General features: G+C 59.2%; 26 protein-coding genes. 14 read left to right on the top strand and 12 right to left on the bottom strand.

Annotated features, from left to right (window positions below; all coding sequences use genetic code 11):
- The first annotated feature begins 38 nt into the window (after nt 1–38).
- Nucleotides 39–347: a hypothetical protein gene (locus QRN41_RS13455; RefSeq protein WP_094066176.1), complete on the top strand. Its 309-nt coding sequence runs from the start codon at nt 39–41 to the stop codon at nt 345–347.
- Nucleotides 348–351: 4 nt separating this feature from the next.
- On the opposite strand, the gene QRN41_RS13450 is transcribed toward QRN41_RS13455, so the two are convergent.
- The 3 genes from QRN41_RS13450 to QRN41_RS13440 are packed head-to-tail and all read right to left on the bottom strand — an operon-like array spanning nt 352 to nt 3,761.
- Nucleotides 352–2,097 carry a Gldg family protein gene (locus QRN41_RS13450; protein WP_167417604.1) on the bottom strand — a complete coding sequence of 582 codons (1,746 nt, stop codon included), beginning with the start codon at nt 2,095–2,097 and terminating at the stop codon, nt 352–354.
- Nucleotides 2,098–2,112: 15 nt separating this feature from the next.
- The gene (locus tag QRN41_RS13445) at nt 2,113–2,838 is read right to left on the bottom strand and encodes an ABC-2 transporter permease (protein WP_123480398.1); all 726 of its coding nucleotides are present in this window, start codon (nt 2,836–2,838) and stop codon (nt 2,113–2,115) included.
- Complete coding sequence (locus QRN41_RS13440) at nt 2,835–3,761, bottom strand: ATP-binding cassette domain-containing protein (RefSeq protein ID WP_094066179.1); 927 nt, start codon at nt 3,759–3,761, stop codon at nt 2,835–2,837. The genes QRN41_RS13445 and QRN41_RS13440 overlap by 4 nt, the downstream gene beginning before the upstream one ends.
- 224 nt (nt 3,762–3,985) lie before the next feature.
- On the opposite strand from QRN41_RS13440, the gene QRN41_RS13435 reads away from it, so the two are divergent.
- Nucleotides 3,986–4,987: a hypothetical protein gene (locus QRN41_RS13435; protein WP_167417603.1), complete on the top strand. Its 1,002-nt coding sequence runs from the start codon at nt 3,986–3,988 to the stop codon at nt 4,985–4,987.
- A gap of 116 nt (nt 4,988–5,103) precedes the next feature.
- The gene (gene greB / locus QRN41_RS13430; RefSeq protein WP_094066273.1) at nt 5,104–5,577 is read left to right on the top strand and encodes a transcription elongation factor GreB; all 474 of its coding nucleotides are present in this window, start codon (nt 5,104–5,106) and stop codon (nt 5,575–5,577) included.
- A 34-nt stretch (nt 5,578–5,611) separates the two neighbouring features.
- Here the strand turns inward: greB and QRN41_RS13425 are convergent, their stop codons facing one another.
- Nucleotides 5,612–8,122, bottom strand: coding sequence for an ABC transporter permease (locus QRN41_RS13425; RefSeq protein ID WP_285421655.1), 2,511 nt, complete (start codon nt 8,120–8,122; stop codon nt 5,612–5,614).
- Nucleotides 8,122–8,805, bottom strand: coding sequence for an ABC transporter ATP-binding protein (locus QRN41_RS13420; RefSeq protein ID WP_034112578.1), 684 nt, complete (start codon nt 8,803–8,805; stop codon nt 8,122–8,124). The genes QRN41_RS13425 and QRN41_RS13420 overlap by 1 nt, the downstream gene beginning before the upstream one ends.
- A gap of 10 nt (nt 8,806–8,815) precedes the next feature.
- Here QRN41_RS13420 and QRN41_RS13415 point away from each other — a divergent pair, with 10 nt between their 5' ends.
- The 3 genes from QRN41_RS13415 (at nt 8,816) to QRN41_RS13405 (ending at nt 10,825) form a co-directional block, all read left to right on the top strand.
- Complete coding sequence (locus tag QRN41_RS13415) at nt 8,816–9,421, top strand: arylesterase (RefSeq protein WP_034096578.1); 606 nt, start codon at nt 8,816–8,818, stop codon at nt 9,419–9,421.
- Between the two features lie 58 nt (nt 9,422–9,479).
- Nucleotides 9,480–9,773 carry a hypothetical protein gene (locus tag QRN41_RS13410; protein WP_003172705.1) on the top strand — a complete coding sequence of 98 codons (294 nt, stop codon included), beginning with the start codon at nt 9,480–9,482 and terminating at the stop codon, nt 9,771–9,773.
- Between the two features lie 83 nt (nt 9,774–9,856).
- The gene (locus tag QRN41_RS13405; RefSeq protein ID WP_034096579.1) at nt 9,857–10,825 is read left to right on the top strand and encodes a L,D-transpeptidase family protein; all 969 of its coding nucleotides are present in this window, start codon (nt 9,857–9,859) and stop codon (nt 10,823–10,825) included.
- Between the two features lie 133 nt (nt 10,826–10,958).
- On the opposite strand, the gene oprI is transcribed toward QRN41_RS13405, so the two are convergent.
- Nucleotides 10,959–11,210, bottom strand: coding sequence for an outer membrane lipoprotei OprI (gene oprI / locus QRN41_RS13400; protein WP_003172710.1), 252 nt, complete (start codon nt 11,208–11,210; stop codon nt 10,959–10,961).
- 611 nt (nt 11,211–11,821) lie between these two features.
- Between oprI and QRN41_RS13395 the strand changes: the two genes are divergently transcribed.
- The gene (locus tag QRN41_RS13395; RefSeq protein WP_034096580.1) at nt 11,822–12,103 is read left to right on the top strand and encodes a GNAT family N-acetyltransferase; all 282 of its coding nucleotides are present in this window, start codon (nt 11,822–11,824) and stop codon (nt 12,101–12,103) included.
- A gap of 70 nt (nt 12,104–12,173) precedes the next feature.
- On the opposite strand, the gene QRN41_RS13390 is transcribed toward QRN41_RS13395, so the two are convergent.
- Nucleotides 12,174–13,250, bottom strand: a complete 1,077-nt coding sequence (locus QRN41_RS13390) for a 3-deoxy-7-phosphoheptulonate synthase (protein ID WP_034096581.1) — start codon at nt 13,248–13,250, stop codon at nt 12,174–12,176.
- A gap of 130 nt (nt 13,251–13,380) precedes the next feature.
- The gene (locus tag QRN41_RS13385) at nt 13,381–13,815 is read right to left on the bottom strand and encodes a PilZ domain-containing protein (protein ID WP_167417602.1); all 435 of its coding nucleotides are present in this window, start codon (nt 13,813–13,815) and stop codon (nt 13,381–13,383) included.
- Between QRN41_RS13385 and QRN41_RS13380 the strand changes: the two genes are divergently transcribed.
- The 5 genes from QRN41_RS13380 to cysB all read left to right on the top strand — a co-directional run bounded on the left by QRN41_RS13380 (nt 13,814) and on the right by cysB (nt 17,736).
- The gene (locus QRN41_RS13380) at nt 13,814–14,200 is read left to right on the top strand and encodes a YbbN family protein (RefSeq protein ID WP_094066185.1); all 387 of its coding nucleotides are present in this window, start codon (nt 13,814–13,816) and stop codon (nt 14,198–14,200) included. The two genes, QRN41_RS13385 and QRN41_RS13380, sit on opposite strands and share 2 nt — an antisense overlap.
- Nucleotides 14,197–15,159, top strand: a complete 963-nt coding sequence (locus QRN41_RS13375; protein WP_167417601.1) for a putative 2-dehydropantoate 2-reductase — start codon at nt 14,197–14,199, stop codon at nt 15,157–15,159. Before QRN41_RS13380 ends, QRN41_RS13375 begins: the two co-directional genes overlap by 4 nt.
- 15 nt (nt 15,160–15,174) lie before the next feature.
- On the top strand, nt 15,175–16,086 hold the full coding sequence (locus tag QRN41_RS13370) for a 5'-nucleotidase (RefSeq protein ID WP_285421654.1): 912 nt from the start codon (nt 15,175–15,177) through the stop codon (nt 16,084–16,086).
- 71 nt (nt 16,087–16,157) lie between these two features.
- Nucleotides 16,158–16,658 carry a universal stress protein gene (locus tag QRN41_RS13365; protein ID WP_034096586.1) on the top strand — a complete coding sequence of 167 codons (501 nt, stop codon included), beginning with the start codon at nt 16,158–16,160 and terminating at the stop codon, nt 16,656–16,658.
- Nucleotides 16,659–16,761: 103 nt separating this feature from the next.
- Entirely contained in the window at nt 16,762–17,736 is a 975-nt protein-coding gene (gene cysB, locus QRN41_RS13360; protein WP_003189876.1) for an HTH-type transcriptional regulator CysB, read from the top strand.
- Between the two features lie 79 nt (nt 17,737–17,815).
- Here cysB and QRN41_RS13355 read toward each other — a convergent pair whose 3' ends face one another.
- Together QRN41_RS13355 and QRN41_RS13350 are read right to left on the bottom strand one after the other, a co-directional pair.
- The gene (locus QRN41_RS13355) at nt 17,816–18,298 is read right to left on the bottom strand and encodes a GreA/GreB family elongation factor (RefSeq protein WP_034096791.1); all 483 of its coding nucleotides are present in this window, start codon (nt 18,296–18,298) and stop codon (nt 17,816–17,818) included.
- A 5-nt stretch (nt 18,299–18,303) separates the two neighbouring features.
- Nucleotides 18,304–18,675 (bottom strand): hypothetical protein, encoded by a 372-nt coding sequence (locus tag QRN41_RS13350; RefSeq protein WP_285421653.1) that lies wholly within the window; start codon nt 18,673–18,675, stop codon nt 18,304–18,306.
- Nucleotides 18,676–18,807: 132 nt separating this feature from the next.
- On the opposite strand from QRN41_RS13350, the gene earP reads away from it, so the two are divergent.
- Nucleotides 18,808–19,941, top strand: coding sequence for an elongation factor P maturation arginine rhamnosyltransferase EarP (gene earP / locus QRN41_RS13345; protein ID WP_285421652.1), 1,134 nt, complete (start codon nt 18,808–18,810; stop codon nt 19,939–19,941).
- Nucleotides 19,942–19,990: 49 nt separating this feature from the next.
- Nucleotides 19,991–20,563, top strand: a complete 573-nt coding sequence (locus QRN41_RS13340; RefSeq protein ID WP_003172723.1) for an elongation factor P — start codon at nt 19,991–19,993, stop codon at nt 20,561–20,563.
- Nucleotides 20,564–20,626: 63 nt separating this feature from the next.
- Here the strand turns inward: QRN41_RS13340 and QRN41_RS13335 are convergent, their stop codons facing one another.
- The gene (locus tag QRN41_RS13335) at nt 20,627–21,643 is read right to left on the bottom strand and encodes an alpha/beta hydrolase (RefSeq protein WP_285421651.1); all 1,017 of its coding nucleotides are present in this window, start codon (nt 21,641–21,643) and stop codon (nt 20,627–20,629) included.
- Between the two features lie 27 nt (nt 21,644–21,670).
- Nucleotides 21,671–22,090 carry an organic hydroperoxide resistance protein gene (locus QRN41_RS13330; protein WP_034137508.1) on the bottom strand — a complete coding sequence of 140 codons (420 nt, stop codon included), beginning with the start codon at nt 22,088–22,090 and terminating at the stop codon, nt 21,671–21,673.
- Nucleotides 22,091–22,145: the final 55 nt, after the last annotated feature.

Below are 22,145 nucleotides of genomic sequence, written 5' to 3'. Positions count from 1 at the left end.
CACCTGCCCGCAGACTTTTGAGGCAGAGACACGACACGATGAATGCACTACGTCCTCTGATACGCCTGGCCCCGATCACCGCGGACCTCACTCAACGCAATCCGAAAATCCTCCTGGGCGGCAAGCACCAACCGACGCTGTTGCGTTATCTGGACGGCTGGCCGCGTCGCACTGGGCGGCCCTCCGCGTTCCTGATTCAGTTCGTCGAAGACGGCGATTCTCTCGCTCGATTTGCCAATGACAGCTTCGATCTCGCGGTCATCCAGGCCCCCAGTGCCGATGACGCTGAAGAAGTGATTCGGCACTTGACCCGAATTGCCCGGCAGGGGTTGATTGCGCGGCGGTAAGTATTCAGTAGAGCAGCGAGTATGGCTGCGAGCGACGATGCTGCTGACGCAGCCACACGGCCCAGGCTATCAGGCATAGCGTCAGAGGCACCGCAGCGATCAACCCCAGCTTGATCATTAACTCCAGACGGTGCACTGGCTTGTACGTCTGGGCTTTCAGCGCATGCAATTCCATAGGCAGGCGCAGTCGCTCCTTGTTGAGGGCTTGCAGCTGGATATTAGGGTCTACCGCTTGGGTTCCGACGCTGTTTGCCGGCGGGGTCAACAGTTGCCATTCCTGCTCGGTTCGCTGAAGACGTCGCTCCAGCTCGGTGGCTTTCTCGCGGTAGGCTTGTGCGGCCTTATCGCGCATCGTGTGCAATGTTCGTGGCGGGTTGTTCGTCACTATCCGAGGGCGAAGGCTGGCGAGGGGGGCAGGCACGGACAAGTTATCCAGCGTATTCAAAATAAACTGCGCGTTGCCGCCAGGTGCCGTGTTGGCGACCTCATCCATCAGTAAATCGGTGTCGGCCACTACGACCACATGGATGCGTTCGGCTTTTTGCAAACCGGGTGGTTGTCCCTTGATACCATTGGGGAATGCCGAATAGGCCGGGCCTTCGATACGCGCGGCAAGGGTATGGCGTTGGACGTGTGGGGATATTTCATCGCTCAGCGCATCGAATTTGAGCGCCGAAGCGAATCGGTCGGTTTCCAGCAATGCAGACTGCCAGGAGCTTTGCAGGAGAGGGGTGAAGGTGGTGCGACTTTTCGTTCGCGGCGAAAGGGCACCGCTGCTCGATACCGTCACCGTTTTGAGTTTCCAGCTACTGATGTCACTGGAGCTCATTGCTTCACGCGGCAGATTCAATCTGGCCGGATGCCGTACGGCTGGTTTCCCGGCACCGGTGATCACCGAGGACGCATAGAGGTGATCGATCAGCAGTTTGTCGGGAAATACCTGAATACCCCAGGCCGTGAGCATCTCGTCCAGGCGAGAGTTGGCGGGCAGGGCACCAGCACCGTGCTCACTGATGGGGTCGATAAACATCAGTAATCTGCCGCCCCTCAACGTAAATTGTTCAATCGCATACAGCGTGCGGTAAGGCAGTGCGCGGGGTTGGACCACCATCAACGTCTTGATGCTTGCAGGCACTTGTTCAAGGGCCGGTTCCAGATTGATCAGGTCGAAGTGGCGCTGCAGTTCCCCCATCAGGCGCCCTGCGGATTCGCCCATGTTCAACCCGCTGAGCAGCCCGATTGTGCGGGGCTCTGGATGCTGCAACTGGTAGATCAGGTGGTTGATTTCATATTCAAGCAATGGCTCACGGTCGAGGCTGAATGCTCCGATTCGTTGTGCTCCATGGCCCGCCCGGTTGCCGATCAACCCCAGAAAGCCCGTTTGGTCATCGAGACCATATAAAGCGGCTTTGTAGGCGTCTTCTGAAAAAGGCGCAGGCTCAATCAGGTGCAGATTGATCATGCCTTTCGCGGTTTTTTCATATTCGCGAAGCAAGTCTTCGATGCGCTTGCCGTAGCGGTTTAACGCATGGGTTCGTTTTGGGTTGTTGTGTGCATTGAAATAATACAAGTCCAACGGCGCCTTCAGTGACATAAGCAAATTCTGCGTCGGTGGCGATAGCGTATGGATTTGGTGTTGCGTAAAGTCCCAGCGAAGCTCAGGAAGTTTGGCGGTCCAAACCAGGTTTAATGCAAGAAATAACAAAAAAATGACGGCAAGTGTCAGTCCGGTGCGCAGAGTGGAACGCATGCAGGGCTTTCCTTCTCAGCGGAGTTTGTAATTGAGTGTGACAATCGACGCAGTGAGGAAGGCGACGATCATGCTGACGAAATAAAGACTGTCATGAAGGGTAAACTTTCCATTGTCGATTGTGCTGAATCTCGACTGTGGGTTAAGGGCGCTTAAACTGTCGATAATCCAAATAGGGGCTTGGCGCTCCAGAGCGTCTACCCATGAAGAAAGTGCAGTGGCTGCCAGTAATAAACTTATCGTCAATATAAAAATAACCACACGTTGACGTGCCAACGTACACACAAAGCAACCGACGGACAGGTAGCTTCCCGCCAATAACCAGCTCGCCGCGAATTGCGAGGCGATGAGGCCATTATCGGCGCTACCCAAGTAATTGGCGGCCACGACCAGAGGGAAGCTGAGGATCAATGCCATGCCCGCCACGACCCAGGCGGCGACGAACTTGCCGATCACCCGTTCGGCGGCCGTGATGGGTAATGCGCTCATAAGGTCGGCAAAACCGGGATCGGCCTCATCTGACCAGAGTTGTATGGTCAACGCCGGTATCAGCAATAGATAGAGCCAGGGGTGCCATTGGAAAAACACCAGCAGGTCACCACTGTCCTGTTCCACCCAGCGGTGAAGATACAACCCCGCCATGGTGGACAGGGCTAGAAACAGCGCAACGCTGAGATAGGTCGCGGGCGAAGAGGCATAGTTGGCGAGTTGGCGCTTGAAAATAACCGGCAGCAGCTTCAATGGGACCTCTCCTGGCTCAGTTGCTGAACCACATCGTTCACGCGACCGGGCTCCAGGTTCAATGTGTTGATTTTCCAACGGCGGTTGGCAATGAGCGTGTGTATATGTGGATAGATGGCATGCCCGGGCATGGCCAGAACGGTGACCGTGCCAGGCGCGTGGCGATGCTCCTCAATGCCGGCGACGCCGGGTAGTACCGCCAGGGCCAGTAAGTCCAGAGGGGTGTCGGCTGAGAGGGTGACGGCCTGGAAGTGACGGGAACTACGCTGCAAATCGGGCAGAGGGGTGTCGGCTACCAGGCGACCACCGGCGATGAGCAGGGCTCGCGTGCAGAGTTCGGCCAACTCCTCACTGTTACGAGAGGCGATGATGACCGTCATCTCCTGCGCGAGCGAACGGATCAGCGCCTTGAGCGACAGTGCCTGATCCGCCGCCAGTCCCGCAGTCGGCTCGTCCAATAGCAGCAGTGCAGGCGTATGCAGGATGGCCTGGGCGACGGACACCCTACGTTTGGTACATGCGCAGAGCGCGTCGAGGGGAGCATTGAGCGCTGGGTACAAATCCAGTCGTGTCACCGCTTGTTCCACTCGAGCGCGTTTTTCGGCTCCGCAGTAACCACGGAGCGCGGCGATATAGTTGAGAAATGTTTTAACGGACATTGTCGGGTGACTGAGGTCCTTAAAACGTTGGTAGCCGATAACTTGCTTGGCTTTATGTGGATAGATTTGCGCGTTGATCCCGTCGATGTTTATGTGACCGCGGGTTGGGTGTGTCGAACCCGATAGCAAGTTCAAAAGCGTGGTCTTAACATCAGGCCCCTCCCCAAATAATCCTAGGCACTCTTGCTGACGGGCACTGAATGAAAAATCGCTGATGATATTTTTCTTGTTCAGGGTTTTAGTCAGATTGCTTATTTCGATCATTTTTTTACCGAATAAGTTAGGCATGACGTAGGGCTAGGATTTAAAAAGGGTACGGTTAATGCTCGCCCTTGGGAACGACGGTCAGTGTTAATAAGACAAGTCCTACGTGCGCGCCAGGTGAGTCACTGAAACAATTGTTTTGTGTTTTTAGATGTTTGTGTTGGTAAGTGTTTATTCGGCGTTTATATGAACATTCGATTCATTTTTAATGAGGCCCGATTACTATGATGCTTCTACGTACCCTTGTTCTTGAGCGTAACGGTCAGGATGCTCCGGTCAACGGCGCGCTGCTCTGTGGGTTCGCGGTAGGGCAGATCGCCTCTAACTTCCTTGTGTATAGTCTGGATGAGGAAGTTGAACCTGGGAGCTCCAGGGTTTATATCGCGGCGCTGCGCAAGAAACTCGAACGCTACTTCCTCAGCGGTGTTGAATCCAAGGAAGACCTGCAAATAGCCATGCATGTGTTCAAACAGATTCTTATGTTGGCCGCAGCGTCAGGTACCAAGGCGGCCGGGGTCACCGAAACCCAGGTGCCTTATCATTTTGTCGATCTGAGGGGGTGTAAATTGCCGCCCGCGCGGCCTGAAGATCATCATTCGGTGACCATCAAGAAGGCGCTGGTGATGAAGGTGATCACTTTAGGCATGAATGCCTCCACACTGCCGGCGATCGAAAGTACCTCGTTGATCGTGCCCTCCATTCGCTTTTCCTCCCAAATGATCTCCCCGCCCAAAGCGACAAACTCATCCGAAGCGGATGCTCAATCGGTGCTTGAACATCCTGTTGAAGAACCTCGACCGCTGCCTGTCGAGCCACCCGAAACGGTCGTTCAGGTTGAGACGCCCATCGCCACCGCGCAAGAACCTGAGCCGTCGCCGCCGCCGCCTTCGAAACTGCCCGCACCGATGGAGCAAAGCGCACTGTTTGAAGTGGACAGCACATTGTCCAGTCTGGCCCGGGTCGCCCATGAGTTGACTCAACAGAAGCTCGCCGCGGCTGAGCGAGAGACCGCGTTGGAGCAGTGGCAGAATCGGCTGTTGCAGGAGCAGAACCAGATCGGCGAGCAGGTCAAGGATCTGGAGCAGCGCACATTTCAACTGCGTGATCAGTCGCAGGACATCCAACGCAAGACCGAGACGCTAGCCGCGTTGAAGTCGCAGTTGTCGGGCCTGCGTCATACGCTGCGGGGCATGTTGCATGAATTGGATCAGGCGTTGGATAGCTAGGAGTGAACGGCCCTGGCTACTTTCTTCGGTTCATTTATCATCAAGCGCAGCCCGTCGACGCCAGGGCCATCCCTGGTGCATCGGTGTTTATGGATATTGCCTGGGGATGCGAGCGTTTGAGTACCAAGCTGATCACCAAAGAAGGTCATGAGGCGCTGAAAAAAGAGCTGGATTACCTGTGGCGCGAGAAGCGCCCGGATACCACGCGCAAAGTGACATGGGCGGCGTCGCTGGGGGACCGCAGCGAAAACGCCGATTATCAGTACAACAAGAAACTGCTGCGTGAGATCGATCGCCGTGTGCGCTACCTGCGCAAGCGTCTCGAAGACATGCGCGTGGTGGAATACGCACCGGAGCAGGAAGGCAAGGTGTTCTTCGGTGCTTGGGTCGAGATTGAAAACGAGCAGGGCGAAACCAAGCGTTTGCGCATTGTCGGCTATGACGAAATTTATGAGCGGATGGATTACATCTCCATCGATTCGCCGATGGCTCGTGCTCTGTTGCGCAAGCAAGTCGACGATGAGGCCATCGTGCAGACGCCAACGGGCGAGGTGTGCTGGTGGATCACCGCGATCGAATATGAGAAGTGAAAGTAACAGGCCCGCCGAGCGGGCCTGAGGTGTCTCAGCCTTCGCGCAGCACCGTCAGCGGGCTGGCATTGAGTGCGCGGCGGGTGCCGAACACGCCTGCGCCGCCAATCAACACGGCACCGATGACGGGCAGCAGCAACAGCCACGGATGAGGCTGCCAGACCAGGTCGAATGCATAGCGGTACAGCGCCCAGGTCACCAGTTCAGTGCCCAGCGCCGCCAACAGTCCGCTCGCGGCGCCCAGTAACCCGAATTCGATGCGCCTGGCTTTGACCAGTAACTTGCGTTCGGCTCCCAACGCGCGCAGCAGCGCACCCTGGCGGATGCGCTCATCCAGCGTCGCTTGCAGGCCGGAGAACAGCACGGCCATCCCGGCGGCCAATACAAACAACAGCACGTACTCCACGGCCAGCGTCACTTGCGCAAGGATGCTGCGCAATTGCTCCAGCAACGCCTCCACCTGCAGGATGGTCACGGCCGGGAAGGCGCGGGCCAGGTCGACGATCTGCTGATCATGACCGGGAGCCAGGTAGAAGCTGGTCAGGTATGTGGTCGGCAGATTCTTCAACGTACCAGGCTGGAAGATCATGAAGAAGTTGGGCTGGAAGTTATCCCAGTTGATGGTGCGCAGACTCGTGACCCGCGCTTCGCGATTTTCCCCACCTATCGTAAAGACCAAATGGTCGTCGAGTTTGAGCTTGAGGCTTTCGGCCACCTTGGCCTCAACCGAGACGCCGGGAATACCATCGGAGGGTTGCTGGGACCACCAAGTGCCCGCCGTCAGGGCATTGCCCGGTGGCAGGTCGGCGGCCCAGGTCAGGCTGAGGTCGCGTTGCACGGCGCGGTCGCCACTGGAGTCCTTGCTGACGATCTCCTGCACCGGTTCGCCGTTGATGCTGATCAGCCGCCCCGGCACCACCGGGTACAGCGGTGCCGATTGCGCCTGGACGTCCAGCAGGCGTGCGCCGAAAGCATCTTTGTCGGCCGGCAGGATGTTCAAGGCAAAATAATTGGGTGCATCTTTGGGCAACTGGTTTTGCCAGGTGTCGAGCAACTCGCCGCGCAACAGGGCGATCAAGCCCATGGACAGCAGTATCAGCCCAAATGCCAGGGCCTGACCGGCGGCGGCCAGCGGGTGGCGCAGCAATTGGCCCAGGCCCAGGCGCCAGGGCAGGGTCGCACCGGCTAACAGCCGACGCAGACTTTGCAACAGCAGCAAGAGCAAGCCGCCGAGCACCAATGCGGCCACCACGCCACCTCCCAGCAAGGCGAAGGTGAGCACCAGGTCGAGGCTCAGACGCCACATGATCAGGCCCAAGGCGAACAGCGCAGCTCCGTAGACCATCCAGGTACTGGACGGGATGGGTAGCAGATCGCGGCGCAATACCCGCAGCGGCGGGACGCGCCCTAGCGCAGCCAACGGCGGCAAGGCGAAGCCCGCCAGCGCGACCAGCCCGGTGCCGATTCCTGCCACGGCCGGCAGCAGCCCGCCAGGTGGCACGTCCGCCGGCAGCAGATCCCGCAGGAAATAAAACAGACCGAACTGCGCCAGCCAGCCGAGGAGAGCGCCAGCGAGACTGGCCAGCAGGCCCAGTACGCTCAATTGCAGACTGAACAACAGCATGGCTTCGCGGCGCGACAATCCCAGGCAACGCAACAGCGCGCTGGCGTCAAAGCGTCGCGTGGCAAAGCGGTTGGCCGACAAGGCCACCGCCACCCCCGCCAATAGAACGGCCACCAGGCTGGCCATGTTCAGATAGCGTTCGGCCTTGCCCAGGGCGCCGCCGATCCGTTGGTTGCCGTCTCGGGAATCCTGCAAGCGCTGGTTGGCGGCGAGGCCGGGCTTGATCAGGTCGCGATAGGTTTGCAGCGCGGTACTGCCCTGGGGCGCGCGCCACAGTTCGCGGTAGCTGACGCGGCTGCCGGGCTGTACCACGCCGGTGGCTTGCAGGTCGGCGAGGTTGATCATCACCCTGGGGGTGAGGCTGTAGAAATTGCCGGCGCGGTCCGGTTCATAAGTAAGTACCCGCGCCAGGCGCAGGGTTTTCATGCCCACGTCGATGCTGTCGCCGACTTTTAGGTCGAGGGCCGTCAGCAGCCGCGCTTCTACCCAGGCTTCGCCGGGTTTCGGGCCGCCGCCTGGGGTTTCCTCGGCAAAGGGCGCGGCGGCACTCTTGAGCGCGCCACGCAGCGGGTATTGCTCGTTGACCGCCTTGATGCTGGAGAGCTGAATACCATTGTCGGTGGCAATCACGCTGGAGAATTCCACCACCCGGGCATGATCCAGGCCCAGCTCGGTACCGGACTTGATTTGCTCAGGGCGGGCGGGCGAGCTGCCTTCCAGCACCAGGTCGGCGCCGAGGAACTCGGTAGCGCGCAGTAGCATCGCGCCGTTGAGGCGGGCGCCGAAGTAGCCGATGGCGGTGCTGGCGGCCACGGCGACCAGCAGGGCGAAGAACAACACGCGCAATTCGCCGGCACGGGCATCGCGCAGTAATTGGCGCAGGGCAAGGCTGAACAGACGCAACAGCGGCAAACGTGCCATCAAGGCTCCAGGGGCGCGACCATCAGGCCGGCTTCAAGGCGGATCAGGCGTCGGCAACGGTGGGCCAGGCGCTCGTCGTGGGTGACCAGCACCAGGGTCGTGCCGCTCTCTTTATTGAGTTCGAACAGCAGATCGCTGATGCGCTCGCCGGTGTGGCTGTCGAGGTTGCCGGTAGGTTCATCGGCGAACAGCACGTCGGGCTCGGCGGCGAACGCCCGAGCAATCGCCACCCGTTGCTGTTCGCCACCGGACAACTGACGGGGCGAGTGGGTCAGGCGTTGCCCCAGGCCCACGCGCTCAAGCAAGTGCCTGGCGCGTTCGCGGGCGTCTTTGCGACCGTCCAGTTCCAGCGGCAGCATGACGTTTTCCAGCGCATTGAGGCTGTCGAGCAATTGAAAGGATTGGAAGACGAAGCCCACATGCTCGGCGCGGATGCGCGCCCGTTGGTCTTCGTCCAGGCGGCTCAGGGCTTGCCCGGCGAGGGTGACTTCGCCGCCGCTGGGCAGGTCGAGGCCGGCCAGCAGGCCCAGGAGCGTGGATTTGCCGGAACCGGAACTGCCGACGATAGCCAGGCTGTCGCCCTTGTTCAGTTCCAGGCTCAGTTCGTGCAGGATAGTCAGTTCACCTTCCGCGCTGGGAACCACTTTGCTAAGGTTCCGCGCGGTGAGAATGCTTGCGCCCATGGAGAATCCGATGCGAATGTGGTTTTTGAGTGCTGGCCTGGCCTTGATGTGCATGGCCCAGAACGCAGCGGCGGGTACAGTCCTGATCGTTGGCGATAGTATCAGTGCCGGTTTCGGCCTGGATACCCGCAAAGGGTGGGTGGCGCTGCTGGAGCAACGGCTCAAGAACGAAGGGTTTGACGATACCGTGGTCAACGCTTCCATCAGTGGCGATACCAGTGCGGGAGGGCTTGCGCGGCTGCCGGCGGCGCTTGCAGCGCATAAGCCGGAGGTGGTGATCATTGAGCTGGGGGGCAACGACGGGCTGCGCGGTCAGCCGCCGGCGCAATTGCAACAAAATCTTGCTTCGATGATTCAGCAGTCTCGGGACAGTGGAGCGAAGGTGTTGCTGCTCGGCATGCAGATCCCACCCAATTATGGAAAACGCTATGTCGAAGCCTTTAATAAGGTGTTCGGCGATGTGGCGCAGGAAAAAAAGGTGCCGCTGGTGCCGTTTTTCCTGGAGGGCGTGGGAGGGCATCCCGAGCTGATGCAGGCCGACGGTCTGCACCCGGCGGTCGGTGCTCAGGACAAGTTGCTGGAAAATGTCTGGCCATCGCTCAAACCGCTGTTATGACGCTTTTCTACCGGCAGGCTTTCGGCTAAGGTGGCGCCCCCTTGATTTGGAGCCCTCGATGTCGCGTCCTGCCTGGTCCCTGTTTAACTACCAACTGATCGAGCCGGACGAGCAGCTGGATCTGTTCGCCTGCCAGGAAGTGCGGGTGCATCTGGTGACGCGTCAATTGGAACTGGGCGGCTCCATCGATCGCACGCTGTGCGGCACGTTATTGCCGGCGCAGCCGCGTTGGTCGCTGGTGGATCGGTCGATTTTCCAGGACCAGCGTTTGTGCCCTCTGTGCCGGGCTATCCTTGAGTCTCAGAAGCGCGGCACACCGCCGATCTGGCCGGAGCTGCGCTTTGAACTCTAGAAGCAGCTGCAAGCGTCAAGCTATAAGCTGTAAGCTAGCAATTGGCTTTTAACTTACCCGTCGTTCTGCGAAGGATTTTTCGGATGTTGTCGCGCCTTTCCGTCGTTACCTGCTGCCTGTCGCTTGCTGCCCTGTGTGCGGCCGGTTCGGCAGCGGCCCTGCAGTTGCCCTTGCCACCCCCGGGGGAAGACATCGTCGGCCAAGTCCAAGTGATCAAGGCCAAGTACGAAGACACCTTTGCCGATCTTGGCACTGCGTATGACCTGGGCTACTCGGAGATGGTCGCGGCCAACCCGGGCGTGGATGCCTGGTTGCCGGGCGCGGGCACCGAGATCGTGCTGCCGACGCGCTTCATCCTGCCGCCGGGGCCGCGCGAAGGCATTGTGATCAACCTCGCGGAATACCGGCTCTACTACTACCCCAAAGGCCAGAACGTGGTTTACACGTTCCCGTTGGGGATCGGTCGTGAAGGCTGGGGCTCACCGATTGCCCACACCAGCATTATCGCTAAGACGCCCAACCCGACCTGGACACCGCCGGCCTCGATCAAGGCCGAGCACGCCGCCAATGGCGACCCGCTGCCCAACGTGGTGCCGGCAGGGCCGAACAACCCCTTGGGGCCGTTCAAGTTCACGCTGGGAACGCCGGGGTACCTGATCCACGGTTCCAACATGAAGTTCGGCATCGGCACGCGTACCAGTCATGGCTGCTTCCGCATGTTCAACAATAACGTGTTGGAGATGGCCGATATGGTGCCGGTCGGCACATCGGTGCGCATCATCAACGATGCCTATAAGTTCGGCAGCAGTGGCGGCAAGGTGTATCTGGAGGCGCATACGCCCCTGAACGATGACGGCACGCCATCGGTAGTGGACAAACATACGGCGGTGATCAACGCCTTGCTCAAGCGCGAAGACTTGGCCAATAACCTGCGGGTCAATTGGGATCAGGTGCGTGACGTGGTGGCGGCGGAAGACGGTCTGCCCACTGAAATCGGTGTGCCAGGCGCGGCGCCCATGGTATCCAGTACGCCGATCGATCTGCAGCAGTAAACCTGCAACCTGCCAAGCCCGCCCCGGCCCGGTGCCGCGGCGGGTTTTTTATTGGCCGGGGTTACGGGTGAATCCCAGGCAATAAAAAGCCGATCCAAAAATGGATCGGCTTGATAACAACCCCGAGGGGTTATTACTTGCGGCTAGCTTTTTCAAGCATGCGCAGAGCGCGCTCGTTAGCTTCGTCAGCAGTCTGTTGTGCTTTTTGAGCAGCAGCCAGAGCTTCATCAGCTTTACGGTAGGCTTCGTCTGCACGAGCCTGGGAGCGAGCTGCTGCGTCTTCAGTTGCAGTCAGACGAGCTTCGGTTTCTTTGGAGACGCTGCTGCAACCGGTAGCCAGAACTGCGGCCAGAGCCAGAGCAGAGAATTTCAGAACGTTGTTCATCGTGTTCCCCTTCAAGGACTTTCTATTAAATGGCTACTTCTCAGATTGAGCTTATAGCCGGCGTACATACTACCCATTACTTGTAGTAAGTAAACTGACGTAGCGCAAGAAGCAAAAAAAATTCTTGCGGCGAATCTGTTTTGGCGAACCTTGCGTGGGTTTGTATAAAAACTGTCCAATTTTTTTTCACTGGGCACGCATCGAGCCTCGCTGAAAGCGCCAGCCTGCCTGTGTTGGGTCTTGTACATAGATGAAAATTTATATAACTATCCGAGCACTTCCGTTGCGCTTGGCGGTGCATGGCCTGGCATCTTTTTAAGCATGTAGAGGTGACTTTAAGAGCGCCTGTTCGTCTCAAGGTTCAACTGCCGGCAATGTTCAGGCTTTCGATCATCGATGGGTCGAAGCCCTTTCTGTATCCACCAGCGGCGGGGGATGGTGCATGCGCCTTGAGCAATTGCAGGATTGGTGCCTACTATTCCCTACGGGCTGGTTGCGAGCGCTAGAGGTATTCTCGTTGTCGAAACCGGCACGGGTTGGCGTAGATGTTCCTTCGCCGGAAAAACATCGGTAAGGTAGGGGTCAGAAACCAAGACCCGCGAGGAGTAGTGATGAGCGAGGCGTTGTCCATCCACCATGACCAGACGGGTCATCAGTTCGAGACCACTGTGGACGGTCATCGTGCCTACTTGACCTATATGGACCTTGGCAAACAGACCCTGGATATCTATCGCACCTTCGTGCCTAACGCGTTGAGAGGGCGTGGTATTGCGGCAGCGCTGACCGAGGAGGCCTTGAAGTTCGCCGAGGCGGCGGGCTACACGGTGATCCCGTCCTGCTCTTATGTAGAGCGTTATATGGAGCGCCACCAGCGCCATGCCGCCAAGTTGTAAGGCACCCAGATCAGCATAAAAAACGCCGGGCTCAGCCCGGCGTTTTTGTGTGCGTAAACCCGAGCCGGGTTCAGCCGCGTTGGCGCTTGGGCAATACATCCTTGAGCTTGGCGTGCATGCTGCGCAGGGTGTTCTCGGTGGCCGCCCAATCGATGCAGGCATCGGTGATCGACACGCCGTACTGCAAGTCGGCCAGGTCTTTGGGAATCGCCTGGCAACCCCAGTTCAAATGGCTCTCGACCATCAAGCCGATGATCGACTGGTTGCCTTCCAGGATCTGGTTGGCAACGTTTTCCATCACCAGCGGTTGCAGGGCCGGGTCCTTGTTGGAGTTGGCGTGGCTGCAGTCGACCATGATGTTCGGCTTGATCTTGGCCTTGTTCAGCGCCTGTTCGCACAATGCGACACTGACCGAATCATAGTTGGGCTTACCGTTGCCGCCACGCAGCACCACATGGCCGTAGGCATTGCCTTTGGTGGTGACGATGGAGACGCCGCCTTCCGGGTTGATACCCAGGAAACGGTGAGGGCTGGAGACCGATTGCAGTGCGTTGATCGCTACGGTCAGGCCGCCGTCGGTGCCATTCTTGAAGCCCACGGCCGACGACAGGCCGGACGCCATTTCGCGGTGGGTCTGGGATTCGGTGGTGCGTGCGCCAATGGCCGACCAACTGATCAGATCCTGCAGGTATTGCGGGGAGATCGGGTCCAGTGCTTCGGTGGCGGTGGGCAGGCCCATTTCGGCCAGATCCAGCAGCAATTGACGACCGATGTGCAAACCGTCCTGGATCTTGAACGAGTCGTCCAGGTACGGGTCGTTGATCAGACCTTTCCAGCCGACGGTGGTGCGCGGCTTTTCGAAGTAGACACGCATGACCAGATACAGGGTATCGGAGACTTCTGCCGCCAATACCTTGAGGCGCTCGGCGTATTCGTGAGCCGCCTTGAGGTCGTGGATCGAGCAAGGGCCGATCACCACGAAGAGGCGATGGTCGGTGCCGTCGAGGATATTACGAATGACTTCGCGGCCTTTGGTAACGGTCTGCAGGGCAGTCTCGCTCAAAGGGATTTCGCGCTTGAGCTGATCGGGGGTGATCAGAGTCTCGTTGGATTCGACGTTAAGGTCATTGATCGGTAAATCAGCCATCGTGTTACTCGTCAGGGTCACGGGTGCCGGCCGCCAGCCGTTCCCGTGCGGCGGTGCACAGCATGATTTGGATGCAGGGGGGAGGAACCTTAGCGCGTATTACGGGCCCGCGACAATGGGCGGCGCGGGTTTAATCCCGCGCGGGCTGCACAAACGCGTCGTGGGAGAACTCTAACGCGTGCCGCGCAACCCACTCCCTGGCCAGGGCCTCGAACTGCTGAGGGGAGGGCTCGGCATCTTCGTGCTGGCGGCAGTAGCGTTCTATCCGGCATGCTTGCTCGCCCATGCGCGCGCCGAACAGGGCATGTTCATCGGTGAACGAGATGCCCACACGATAGCCACCTTCAACCTTGCGGCACCAGGCCACGTACCCCGGATAGCGGGCGCTGGCGCCCAAGGATGGGATGTGCAGTTCCACCGCCGTGCCTTGTCGCCAGGCGCGCGGCCAATGACAAGCAATGCCGCCCAAGCCGGCAGTGAGGAGGCGTTGACGGGGAATGGCGGGAGAGGGGCGTTGGATTAACTCGACAGCGACATCATCAGGGTGAGGTAAAAAACGACCCATGTACACGGACTCCGAGCACCGTCCAGTTGACGGCGGTGGCAGCAGTATAGTGAAGGAACTGGAATTGACCGACCTGGATATTGACCAGCAATTGCTGGGATTGCCAGGGATTTCGCTGGTGGTATTTGTCAGCGCCGGCTGTTCCAGTTGCCGCTGGGCGCGTCAGCAAATGCCGGGCTGGCGCTTGCCGGTGGACCGCGTGTGCTGGGTGGATGCCGGGCATAACGGCGGTGCGGTCGAACGTTACCAGATCTTTCATTTGCCGGCGTTGTTCGTGGTGTGCGAGGGTCAATTCCTTGGGCAATTGCAGACACGTCTTACACCTGCGGCCGTTGTCGAGGCAGTAAATGAAGCGCTTACCCGCACACCGGAGGAGTTGCCATGACCACAGTTACACCCCAGTCGCCTCGCATTGGCATCATCGGCACCGGCGCCATTGGCGGTTTTTATGGCTTGATGCTGGCGCGCGCCGGGTTTGATGTGCACTTTCTGCTGCGCAGCGAATATGCCGCGGTCAGCGAGCAGGGGTTGCGCGTGAACAGCAGTGTGCATGGTGCTTTGCATCTGCACCCCGTGCAGGCTTACGCCCAGGCAGCCGATATGCCGCCCTGCGATTGGTTGTTGGTAGGCACCAAGTCCACCGGTAATGTGGAGCTGGCGCCGACCCTGGCCCAGGTTGCGGCGCCGGATGCCAAAGTGGTGTTGTTGCAAAACGGCCTCGATGTTGAGGACAGCCTGCGTGAACACTTGCCGGTATCGCTGCACCTGCTGGGCGGCTTGTGCTACATCGGCGTACACCGTTCCGGCCCCGGTGTGGTCGAGCACCAGGCCCTGGGGCGGGTCAACCTCGGTTATCACAGCGGCTCGGCCGCCAACGATGAAAACCGTCAGAAGGCGATTGTCGAGGCCGGCGCCGCGTTGTTTCATCAGGCCGGTATCGAGTCACAGGCCATGGCCAATGTGCATCAGGCGCGCTGGCATAAACTGGTGTGGAACGTGCCTTTCAACGGTCTCTCGGTTTTATTGAAGGCCGGCACCACGAACCTGATGGCCGACGCCTCCAGCCGCGAGCTGATCCAGGCGCTGATGGCCGAAGTGATACAGGGCGCCCATGCGTGTGGCCACGAAATCCCGGCCAGCTATGCCGAGCAGATGTTCGCCATGACCGAGACCATGGACGACTACCTGCCGAGCATGTATCACGACTATATGCACAAGCGCCCGCTGGAACTGGCGGCGATCTATGCACGGCCGTTATCCGCCGCCAAGGCCGCCGGGTGCGAGCTGCCGCGCATGCAGGCACTGCACCAGGCTTTGAGTTTTATTGATCGGCACAATCGCTGATCGGGAGGAGCACAGATGGCAAAGGGATTGGGTGACAAACTGGTGCTGGCGATTTCGTCGCGGGCGCTGTTCGACCTCAGCGAAAGTCACAAAATCTACCTGGCCGAAGGCGTGGAGACTTATCGTAAATACCAGATCGAACATGAAGAAGAGATCCTGGAACCCGGCGATGCCTTCCCGCTGGTCAAGAAACTGCTGAGCCTTAACGCCAGCCTGGGCCGTGCCCGTGTCGAGGTGGTCCTGGTGTCGCGCAACAGCGCCGACACCGGCCTACGCGTGTTCAATTCCATCCAGCATTACGGCCTGGATATTTCTCGCGCCGCGTTCGTCGGAGGACGTAGTCCTTATCCTTATTTGGCGGCATTTGGTTGCCATCTGTTTTTGTCCACCCATGCCGAAGATGTGCGCAGCGCCCTGGATGCCGGTTTCGCGGCGGCGACGATTTTGTCCGGCGGTGCGCGCCGGGCCGGCAGCGAGGAATTGCGCATCGCCTTCGACGGCGACGCGGTGCTGTTCTCCGATGAATCCGAGCGTGTGTACCAGGCCGGAGGGCTCGAAGCATTCCAGGCCAGCGAGCGCGAATCGGCACGCCAGCCGTTGCATGGTGGGCCTTTCAAAGGGTTTCTGGCGGCGCTCAACTTGCTGCAACGTGAGTTTCCGGACGAGGCATGTCCAATCCGTACCGCACTGGTGACCGCGCGTTCGGCGCCGTCCCATGAGCGGGTGATCCGCACTTTGCGAGAGTGGGACATCCGGCTGGACGAGTCGCTGTTTCTCGGCGGGTTGGAGAAATCCGCGTTTCTTGAGGCATTCGCCGCCGATGTGTTTTTCGATGATCAGGCCGGTCATTGCGAGAAAGTCAGGGAGGTAGTCGCCACCGGGCATGTGCCTCATGGCATTAGCAATGAACTGAAGAGCCCGGTCTGAGCCAATCCAACTCCGCACGGCGCTGCTAAGCTGTTTTGATCTCCGCCATCCTGGCTGTCCAGGAGGTTTTTATGATTCGTTCGATGCTGTACGCCACGGACCTCGGCCTGTATGCGCCGTATGTGATGCAACATGCCTTGGCGCTGGCGCGGACGTTCAAGGCTGACCTGTACGTGATTCATGTGGTTGAACCTATCGGTCTGTTCGCCGAATCGGTGTTGCAGAGCTACCTTGATGAAAAGGCCTTGATTGAATGGCAGAGCCAGGGCCTGAGTACCATGATCGCAACGATCGAGCAGCGTGTACTGGAGAGTTTTCGTGAGGAGTTGGGGGAGGGCGAGCAGGACTTGAAGTGGATCCGCTCGGTGCGCGTGATTCAGGGCGACCCATGCGAGGTGATTCTCGACCAACTGCGTAAACTTTCCGTCGACTTGTTGATCGTAGGAAGTCATAGCTCTACCAGCGCGCAGGCCACGCCATTGGGGCGTACTGCCACGCGGGTAGTGCAGCTGTCTACGGTGCCGGTTTACCTGGTGCCGTCGCTACAACGTCGACGCAGTGATGACGTGTAAATGGGAGATGGGATAAAAAGTTCTAGATTTATCCTTCTGACCTTTAATATAGTTATATATCGCTGCTGATACCCGTGGCGTCTATCTGCTTTGAGGGACACATATGAAGCTTCAACAACTGCGCTACATCTGGGAAGTGGCGCACCACGACCTCAACGTTTCCGCTACCGCTCAAAGCCTTTACACCTCGCAACCCGGTATCAGCAAGCAGATCCGCCTGCTCGAAGACGAGTTGGGCGTCGAAGTGTTCGCGCGCAGCGGCAAGCACCTCACCCGCGTGACACCGGCCGGTGAGCGCATCATCACCACCGCCGGCGAGATCCTGCGTAAAGTCGAAAGCATCAAACAGATCGCCCAGGAATTTTCCAACGAGAAAAAAGGCACCTTGTCGATCGCCACCACCCACACCCAGGCCCGTTATGCACTGCCACCGGTGATTCGCGATTTCATCAAACAGTACCCGGACGTGGCGTTGCACATGCACCAAGGGTCGCCGATGCAGATCGCCGAGATGGCCGCCGACGGCACCGTCGATTTCGCCATCGCCACCGAGGCGCTGGAGCTGTTCGGCGATCTGGTGATGATGCCGTGCTATCGCTGGAACCGTTGCGTGGTGGTGCCTCAGGGCCACCCGTTGGCCAAGCTGCCGAAACTGACCCTCGAAGCCTTGGCGGAATACCCGATCGTCACCTACGTGTTCGGGTTCACCGGCCGTTCCAAGCTTGATGAAGCCTTCAGTCATCGTGGCCTCACGCCGAAAGTGGTGTTTACCGCGGCCGACGCCGACGTAATCAAGACTTACGTGCGCCTGGGACTGGGGGTGGGTATCGTCGCCAAGATGGCGGTGGACACCAACCTCGATAAAGACTTGGTTGTGCTGGATGCCAGCGAATTGTTCGAGTCCAGCGTGACCAAGATCGGCTTCCGTCGCGGTACGTTCCTGCGCGGGTTCATGTGCGATTTCATCGAGAAGTTCGCCCCACACCTGACCCGCGAAGTGATGGCCAAGGCCATCCAGTGCCATAACAAGCAGGAGCTGGAAGAACTGTTCGACGGCGTGGAACTGCCGGTTCACTGACCTTAGGCGTTCGTACTCAGGGATCACGCAGGGCGCCAGGGTGAACAGGGCGTCCTATACGAACAAGCGCGCCTACCGATTATTTGGCGTCGGTAACCGTGAAGTACTGCCGGGCGCCAGCCACCAGCACTTCCACCTCATCGCCTTCGAACTTGCCCAGCAGGCTTTTGCCCAGGGGCGAGCGCGGGGTGATGACGGTCACCGGCTGGCCTACCACATCCACTTTCAATCCGGCCGCATCGGGCGCCAGGAACAGCCACTGCTGGCGACCGTTCTGATCTTCCAGGCCCAGTAACGCACCGACTTCTATACCGCGCTGCTCATCGTAGGGCCGCACTGGCAGGTTCTGGCACAGTGTCAGGGCCTGCTTGATTTCCTCTACGCGCCTGGCTTGCCCGGTCGCCAGGTAAGAGGCTTCCAGCCCGAGGGTGTCGTATTTGTTCTCGGCGATGTTTTCTTCATGGGTCGCGGTTTCGTAGGCGGTCTGCGCGGCACGTTGAGCGATGTCGAGATCGACGCCGAGTTTTTCCAGGATGAGCGTGTGGACAGCGTATTTATTCATGTTCATCAATCGCAGAATTGCAGCACGTTGGCGCGGGACTTCTCGGTCGGGGCGTTCTGGTCCTGTTGCAGCCAGAACTGGCATTTGGGGTTGGACAGGTTGCGCGCATTGTTGCGCGCCTGATCCAGGGCTTGTTGCTGCTCCTGTTTTTGCAAGTTCTGCTGGTACTGCTCGAACATTCGGTTGGGCGGTTCCGGCGCTACAGCGGCGGCGGGCGTGCCCCATTGTTGGACGGCCTGGGCTACTGGAGCGAAGGCTTGAGGGAAGAGGTAGCGCGAGGCCAGCCAAGTGGTCAGCACAATGGCGACGAACCCCAGCCATAGGCCCAGGGCGATGGCGAGCATAAGTTTGGGCAGCGATAACGGACGGTCAGACATGGCGGCCTCCTGGCGGGCATTGACGGCATGGCGGCGATTGTCGCACAGCCCCTGTGCAGAATAATCACGATCAAGCCTTCTGCATCCGTGCATTTATGCGGACAATCGCCCCTTTGATCGATGGAGCCCGGAATGAAAGCCCGCTGGGATATTTTTTGCAGCGTCGTCGATAACTACGGCGACATCGGCGTGACCTGGCGCCTGGCCCGGCAATTGGTGGTGGAGCACGCTTGCGCCGTGCGCTTGTGGGTCGATGACCTGCGCGCCTTCGAACGTATGTGCCCGGACATTGACACTCAGCTCGACCAGCAATGGCAAGAGGGCGTCGACGTGCGCCACTGGCCGGCCGAGTGGGCACAGGCTTCGGCGGCGGATGTGGTGATTGCAGCGTTCGCCTGTCAGTTGCCGCCGGACTATATGGAAGCCATGGCCGCGTGCGAACGGACTCCGCTGTGGATGAACCTGGATTACCTCAGCGCCGAAGATTGGGTGGTGGGTTGCCATCGTTTGCCGTCGGTGAAGTTCAAGGGCGTGCAGAAGTACTTCTTCTTTCCGGGGTTCCGCGAAGGCACTGGAGGGTTATTGCGAGAGGCTGGGTTGCTGGAGCAACGTCAGGCTTTTCAGCAAGACGCCGAGGCGCAGCGACAATTCCTGCATGCGATGGGCGTATTTCCGACCATTGGCACGCGATTGATCTCACTGTTTGCTTACGAAAACCCTGGGCTGGCCCCATGGCTGGACGTGTTATCGACGGACGGGACCGCCACTCATCTGTTGGTGCCCGAGGGGCGCATACTCGGCGATGTGCAGCGCTGGCTCGGCGTGGATGGGCTGGCAGCCGGGGATATTCATCGGCGCCAAGCCCTGACCGTACAGGTGCTGCCGTTCGTGCGCCAAGAGCAATACGACCGTCTGCTCTGGTGCTGCGACTTCAATGCCGTGCGCGGCGAAGACTCGTTCGTGCGCGCCCAGTGGGCTGGCCGACCGCTGTTGTGGCACATCTATCGCCAGGACGAAGACATTCATCTGGACAAACTCGACGCGTTTCTAAACCTCTACACTGCCGCGCTTTCTCCGGCGGCGAAAACTGCGCTCGTGGCTCTCTGGCAAGCCTGGAACACCGAGGGTGATATGGCCAGCGCTTGGAAAATGCTGCTGGAACACTGGCCCGAGGTAGCCCGGCATGCCGAGTCGTGGTGTCTGGAACAGGCATTGCAGGACGATCTTGCGACGGCGCTGGTACAGTTTTATGAAAGTTGGATATGATACGCGACCTTGATTTTTGTAAATCCCATCCAAATTTCGGATATACGTAATGAAAACTGGTAAAGAACTGAAACCCGGTACAGTGATCCGTCTCGAAAACGACCCTTGGCTGGTTCAGAAAGCTGAGTTCACCAAGTCTGGTCGTAACAGCGCAATCATGAAGACCAAGCTGAAGAACCTGCTGACCGGTTACAAGACCGAGATCGTCTACAGCGCCGACGACAAATTGGACGACGTGATCCTCGACCGCAAAGAAGCGACCCTGTCCTTCATCAGCGGCGACACCTACACGTTTATGGACACTACCGACTACACCATGTACGAGCTGAACGCTGAAGACATCGAAGCCGTTCTGCCGTTCATCGAAGAAGGCATGGAAGACGTCTGCGAAGCGATTTTCTTCGAAGAGCGCCTGGTTTCCGTAGAGCTGCCGACCACTATCGTGCGTAAGGTTGCCTACACCGAAGGTTCCGCCCGTGGCGACACTTCCGGCAAGGTGATGAAGCCTGCCAAGCTGAGCAACGGCACCGAACTGCAAGTAGCCGATTTCATCGAAATCGACGACCTGATCGAAATCGACACCCGTGAAGGTGGTTCGTACAAAGGTCGCGCCAAGAAGTAATTCTGGCTTCGCCGATACGAAAAAAAGCCCGACCTAGCGTCGGGCTTTTTCGTGGGCGGTGGGTTACTTCAGGTGTTGCTTGAGTTCATCGGACGCCTGCAACAGTGCCGAACGCACCGCCGGCACCTGGCTGACCACGTTAAGCAACCCGTAGTCGTGAATCATGCCGTTGTAACGCACAGCGGTCACCGGCACGCCGGCCTCGTCCAGCTTGCGCGCGTACGCCTCGCCTTCGTCGCGCAGTACGTCGGCGCCGGCGGTCTGCACCATTGCTGGTGGTAGACCCTTGAGTTGCGCGGTGGTGGCGCGCAGCGGTGAGGCGTAGATCTCGGCGCGTTGCTTGGCGTCGGTGGTGTAGTTGTCCCAGAACCACTTCATCATGTTTTTGGTAAGGAAGTGCCCTTCGGCGTACTGGTTGTAGGAAGCCGTCTCGAAGTTGGCGTCCGTTACCGGCCATAACAGCAACTGGAACTTGATTGCCGGCGTACCCTTGTCTTTGGCCATCAGGCTGACCACTGCGGCCATGTTGCCGCCGACGCTGTTACCGGCCACCGCCAGGCGCTTGCCGTCGACGTTGATCTCTTTGCCATGCTCGGCCACCCACTTCGTGGCGGCATAGGCCTGATTGATCGCCACCGGGTAATGGGCCTCGGGTGAAGGCGTGTAGTTGACGAACACTGCCGCCGCTCCCGAACCCGCCACCAGATCCCGTACCAAGCGTTCATGGGTAGGGTAATCCCCCAGCACCCAGCCGCCACCGTGGAAGAACATAAACACCGGCAATGTGCCCTTGACCCCGGCTGGACGCACGATGGTCAGATCCAGCGGCTGGCCATCGACCTGGATGGTCTTGTGGCTCACGTCCGCCTGGGGCAGCGTCAGCTTCACCCCGGTCTGAGCGCCGGCCAGCACCGCACGGGCGTCTTTCGGCGTCAGTTGTTCGATGGGTTTGCCGGTACCGGCATTCAACGCATCCAGAAAAGCCTGGGTGTTGTGCTCCACCTCGCCGGTCGCCGCGAAGGCGCTGCCGATGGACAGGGCGAGCAGGGTGCCGGTGAGTGCTTTACCAATGGTGTTCATATGCTTCTCCTTAGGCGACAGCGTTGATCAGACGGTTACATGCAGACGTACGTCGACGTTGCCACGGGTGGCGTTGGAGTACGGGCAGACCTGGTGAGCGGCGTCGACCAGGCTTTGCGCATCCTCCTGGGTCAGGCCTGGCAGGCTGATGTGCAGGTCGATATCCAAGCCGAAACCGCCGGGGATCTGGCCGATACCGACGTGAGCGGTGATCGCGGCGTTATCCGGGATTTTGCGTTTGGTCTGGCTGGCGACGAACTTCAGTGCGCCGATAAAGCAGGCCGAGTAACCGGCGGCGAACAGTTGTTCCGGGTTGGTGGCCTGGCCGCCGGCACCGCCGAGTTCTTTCGGGGTGGAGAGCTTGACGTCGAGGATGTTATCGCTGGAAACAGCACGACCATCACGGCCGCCGGTGGCGGTGGCTACTGCGGTATAGAGCGTTTGCATGGTGGAGCCCTCGTTTTGTTTAGCGCTAAAGTTTTGTGCGCTAAGTAGTTGGTGA

It is taken from the genome of Pseudomonas sp. efr-133-TYG-23 (assembly GCF_030209215.1).
Lineage (GTDB): Bacteria > Pseudomonadota > Gammaproteobacteria > Pseudomonadales > Pseudomonadaceae > Aquipseudomonas > Aquipseudomonas rhodesiae.
Note: the sequence above shows the minus strand (reverse complement) of the source record. Positions and strands in the feature narration are given on the sequence as shown.

Bases quoted from the DNA above. Each gene is read 5' to 3' on its own strand.
- cysB (WP_003189876.1), top strand. From the start codon at position 16,762: ATGAAGCTTCAACAACTGCGCTACATCTGGGAAGTGGCGCACCACGAC.
- QRN41_RS13375 (WP_167417601.1), top strand. From the start codon at position 14,197: ATGACCACAGTTACACCCCAGTCGCCTCGCATTGGCATCATCGGCACC.
- QRN41_RS13420 (WP_034112578.1), bottom strand. From the start codon at position 8,805: ATGGGCGCAAGCATTCTCACCGCGCGGAACCTTAGCAAAGTGGTTCCC.
- QRN41_RS13450 (WP_167417604.1), bottom strand. From the start codon at position 2,097: ATGCGTTCCACTCTGCGCACCGGACTGACACTTGCCGTCATTTTTTTG.
- QRN41_RS13425 (WP_285421655.1), bottom strand. From the start codon at position 8,122: ATGGCACGTTTGCCGCTGTTGCGTCTGTTCAGCCTTGCCCTGCGCCAA.
- oprI (WP_003172710.1), bottom strand. From the start codon at position 11,210: ATGAACAACGTTCTGAAATTCTCTGCTCTGGCTCTGGCCGCAGTTCTG.
- QRN41_RS13390 (WP_034096581.1), bottom strand. From the start codon at position 13,250: ATGGCTGATTTACCGATCAATGACCTTAACGTCGAATCCAACGAGACT.
- QRN41_RS13405 (WP_034096579.1), top strand. From the start codon at position 9,857: ATGTTGTCGCGCCTTTCCGTCGTTACCTGCTGCCTGTCGCTTGCTGCC.
- QRN41_RS13330 (WP_034137508.1), bottom strand. From the start codon at position 22,090: ATGCAAACGCTCTATACCGCAGTAGCCACCGCCACCGGCGGCCGTGAT.
- QRN41_RS13385 (WP_167417602.1), bottom strand. From the start codon at position 13,815: ATGGGTCGTTTTTTACCTCACCCTGATGATGTCGCTGTCGAGTTAATC.
- QRN41_RS13410 (WP_003172705.1), top strand. From the start codon at position 9,480: ATGTCGCGTCCTGCCTGGTCCCTGTTTAACTACCAACTGATCGAGCCG.
- QRN41_RS13355 (WP_034096791.1), bottom strand. From the start codon at position 18,298: ATGAATAAATACGCTGTCCACACGCTCATCCTGGAAAAACTCGGCGTC.
- earP (WP_285421652.1), top strand. From the start codon at position 18,808: ATGAAAGCCCGCTGGGATATTTTTTGCAGCGTCGTCGATAACTACGGC.
- QRN41_RS13340 (WP_003172723.1), top strand. From the start codon at position 19,991: ATGAAAACTGGTAAAGAACTGAAACCCGGTACAGTGATCCGTCTCGAA.
- QRN41_RS13335 (WP_285421651.1), bottom strand. From the start codon at position 21,643: ATGAACACCATTGGTAAAGCACTCACCGGCACCCTGCTCGCCCTGTCC.
- QRN41_RS13395 (WP_034096580.1), top strand. From the start codon at position 11,822: ATGAGCGAGGCGTTGTCCATCCACCATGACCAGACGGGTCATCAGTTC.
- QRN41_RS13380 (WP_094066185.1), top strand. From the start codon at position 13,814: ATGTACACGGACTCCGAGCACCGTCCAGTTGACGGCGGTGGCAGCAGT.
- QRN41_RS13370 (WP_285421654.1), top strand. From the start codon at position 15,175: ATGGCAAAGGGATTGGGTGACAAACTGGTGCTGGCGATTTCGTCGCGG.
- QRN41_RS13455 (WP_094066176.1), top strand. From the start codon at position 39: ATGAATGCACTACGTCCTCTGATACGCCTGGCCCCGATCACCGCGGAC.
- QRN41_RS13415 (WP_034096578.1), top strand. From the start codon at position 8,816: ATGCGAATGTGGTTTTTGAGTGCTGGCCTGGCCTTGATGTGCATGGCC.
- QRN41_RS13350 (WP_285421653.1), bottom strand. From the start codon at position 18,675: ATGTCTGACCGTCCGTTATCGCTGCCCAAACTTATGCTCGCCATCGCC.
- QRN41_RS13365 (WP_034096586.1), top strand. From the start codon at position 16,158: ATGATTCGTTCGATGCTGTACGCCACGGACCTCGGCCTGTATGCGCCG.
- QRN41_RS13435 (WP_167417603.1), top strand. From the start codon at position 3,986: ATGATGCTTCTACGTACCCTTGTTCTTGAGCGTAACGGTCAGGATGCT.
- QRN41_RS13440 (WP_094066179.1), bottom strand. From the start codon at position 3,761: ATGATCGAAATAAGCAATCTGACTAAAACCCTGAACAAGAAAAATATC.